Source organism: Jonquetella sp. BV3C21 (assembly GCF_000468895.1).
In the GTDB taxonomy this organism is placed as follows: domain Bacteria; phylum Synergistota; class Synergistia; order Synergistales; family Dethiosulfovibrionaceae; genus Jonquetella; species Jonquetella anthropi.
The window spans coordinates 1-3,323 of sequence record NZ_AWWC01000007.1; the positions used below are offsets into that span (position 1 = coordinate 1).

Below are 3,323 nucleotides of genomic sequence, written 5' to 3' on the forward strand. Positions count from 1 at the left end.
AAAGGACTAAAGAAGCTAACGGGAAGAAAGCAAGAGTAACTGGGAAGCAAGGAAAGGTAAGGAAAAGGTATTAAGGGCACAGGATGGATGCCTTGGCACTTACAGCCGAAGAAAGACGTCGCAAGCTGCGAAAAGCCTCGGGGAGCCGCAAGCGGGCCTTGATCCGGGGATATCTGAATGGGGCAACCCGTCGGAGGAAGACTCCGACACACCGCAAGGTGGGGAACCTGGTGAAGTGAAACATCTCAGTAGCCAGAGGAAAAGAAATCGAAGAGATACCCTGAGTAGTGGTGAGCGAAAGGGGAAGAGCCTAAACCGAACATGTGGAAGCCTGCAAGCGTTGCATGTTTGGGGTTGAGGGACCTTCGGGAGCAGATTGCAGACTGCTCGCAGAGTTAGAAAGCGTCAGCTTAGCTGAACGGTGTTGGAAAAGCCGGCCGTAGAGGGTGAAAGCCCTGTAGGCGAAAAGCTGAAGCCTCTGAGAAGGGATCCCAAGTAGGCCGGAGCACGTGGAATTCCGGTTGAATCAGGGCGGCCCATCGTCCAAGGCTAAACACTGTAAGTGACCGATAGCGCATAGTACCGAGAGGGAAAGGTGAAAAGCACCCCGGGAGGGGAGTGAAATAGACCTGAAACCCTGTGCCTACAAGCAGTTGAAGCTGGAAGCGGAGCGATCCGTGGAAAGTAACAGCGTGCCTATTGAAAAATGAGCCGGCGAGATGCTGTACGTAGCGAGGTTAAGATCTGTGAAGGATTGGAGCCGAAGCGAAAGCGAGTCCGAAGAGGGCGCGAGTTTCGTGCAGCACACCCGAAGCCCGACGATCTAGCCATGGGCAGGTTGAAGTGAGGGTGAAACCTCATGGAGGACCCAACCAGTGCCTGTTGAAAAAGTCTTGGATGACCTGTGGTTAGGAGTGAAAAGCTAATCGAGTTGGGTAATAGCTGGTTCTCCCCGAAATGCATTGAGGTGCAGCCTCAAGTAGTAAGTGTCGGGGGTAGAGCTACTGACAGATCAAGGGGTCCTGGGGGACTACCGAGATCTATCAAACTCCGAATACCGACACTGTAAACTTGGGAGTGAGACTACGGGTGATAAGGTTCGTGGTCAAAAGGGAAACAGCCCAGATCAACAGCTAAGGCCCCAAAGAGTTCGCTAAGTGTGACAAGGATGTGGGAAGCCTCAGACAGCCAGGAGGTTGGCTCAGAAGCAGCCATCCTTTAAAGAGTGCGTAACAGCTCACTGGTCGAGGTCTCCTGCGCCGAAAATGTAGGGGGCTAAGCGAACCGCCGAAGCTATGGGATGTGAAGACATCGGTAGGGGAGCGTACTCTAAAGGGAAGAAGCCGCATTGTGAAGTGCGGTGGACTACAGAGTAGTGAGAATGTCGGCATGAGTAACGCAATGCGAGTGAGAGCCTCGCACACCGAAAGACCAAGGATTCCTGGGGAAGGTTCGTCCGCCCAGGGTTAGGCGGGACCTAAGGTCAGGCTGAAAAGCGTAGCCGATGGACAACCGGTAGACATTCCGGTCCCGCGAGAGCTTGCATGACCGAAGGAGTGACGCAGGAGGCTAAGTGGAGCCGGCGGATGGAAGAGCCGGTTCAAGGGAGTAGGGAGACGAGGCAGGCAAATCCACCTTGTCGATAATCCTGAGACCTGATGGGGAGCCCTTAGAGGGTGAAGCCACTGAAGCCCGGCTGCCGAGAAAAGCTTCTAGGGAGAGCGATCGCGCCCGTACCCGAAACCGACACAGGTGGTCAGGCTGAACAAGCCAAGGTGAATGGGAAAACTCTCGTTAAGGAACTCTGCAAGTTGACTCCGTAACTTAGGGAGAAGGAGTGCTGCGCCCGTGAAATGGATACTCATGTAAGCGGGAAGCAGCCGCAGAAACCAGGCCCAAGCGACTGTTTAATAAAAACATAGGACTCTGCGTAAGGTGCAAACCGAAGTATAGGGTCTGACGCCTGCCCGGTGCTGGAAGGTTAAAGGGAAGAGTTAGCCGCAAGGCGAAGCTTAGAACTGAAGCCCCAGTAAACGGCGGCCGTAACTATAACGGTCCTAAGGTAGCGAAATTCCTTGTCGGGTAAGTTCCGACCTGCACGAATGGCGTAACGATTTGGGCGCTGTCTCGACGAGAGACCCAGTGAAATTGTAGTACCGGTCAAGATGCCGGTTACCCGTGGCGGGACGGGAAGACCCCATGGAGCTTTACTGTAGCCTGGTACTGACGTTTGACCTTACACGTACAGGATAGGTGGGAGACTGAGAATACAGATCGTTAGATTTGTAGGAGTCGATGTTGGGATACCACCCTTGTGATGTTGAACGTCTAACGCATAGCACTGAAGCGTGAATGCGGACCCTGCCAGGTGGGCAGTTTGACTGGGGCGGTCGCCTCCTAAAGAGTAACGGAGGCGCGCAAAGGTCAACTCAGGGCGGATGGAAATCGCCCAGAGAGCGTAAGGGTATAAGTTGGCTTGACTGCGAGAGTGACAATTCGAGCAGAGACGAAAGTCGGTCCTAGTGATCCGGCGGTGCTGAGTGGAAAGGCCGTCGCTCATCGGATAAAAGCTACCCTGGGGATAACAGGCTGATCTCCCCCGAGAGTTCCCATCGACGGGGAGGTTTGGCACCTCGATGTCGGCTCGTCGCATCCTGGGGCTGTAGCAGGTCCCAAGGGTTGGTCTGTTCGCCCATTAAAGCGGTACGTGAGCTGGGTTTAAAACGTCGTGAGACAGTTTGGTCCCTATCCGCCACGGGCGCAAGATATTTGAGAGGAGCTGCTCCTAGTACGAGAGGACCGGAGTGGACGCACCGCTAGTGTACCGGTTGTGTTGCCAGACGCAGAAGCCGGGTAGCCATGTGCGGCAGGGATAACCGCTGAAGGCATCTAAGTGGGAAGCCCCCCTCGAGATGAGATATCTCACAACGGAAGGTTGGTAAGGCGTCCCTGAGACGAAGGGATAGATAGGTCGGGAGTGTAAGAGCCGCGAGGTTTTTAGCTGACCGATACTAATACGCCGAGGCCTTTTCCTTTTAACTTGCTTCGAGAGAAACTGCTAAAGACCGTTAGTGGAATTAGGACTGGAAAGGATAGAAGACGTGGCAGAGTGAGTTTGAAGAGGTGTAAACTGCTTTTCGATAGACGGATATGCGGTTGGTGACCAGCGGAGCGGGTCCACCCGGAACCATGCCGAACCCGGAAGTTAAGCGCTTCAGCGCCGATGGTACTGCGATTCAGTTCGTGGGAGAGTAGGTCGTTGCCAACCCATATTTGAGGAAGCCGGAACCTGAATATTCAGGTTCCGGCTTTTTTTGTGTCTG

At 54.1% G+C, this 3,323-nt stretch carries 2 rRNA genes; both read left to right on the forward strand.

Features of this window, described 5'->3' with window-relative positions:
• The first annotated feature begins 60 nt into the window (after positions 1-60).
• Positions 61-3,035 (forward strand): 23S ribosomal RNA (locus HMPREF1249_RS01865).
• Positions 3,036-3,155: 120 nt separating this feature from the next.
• A 5S ribosomal RNA gene (gene rrf / locus HMPREF1249_RS01870) occupies positions 3,156-3,268 on the forward strand.
• Positions 3,269-3,323 lie beyond the last annotated feature (55 nt).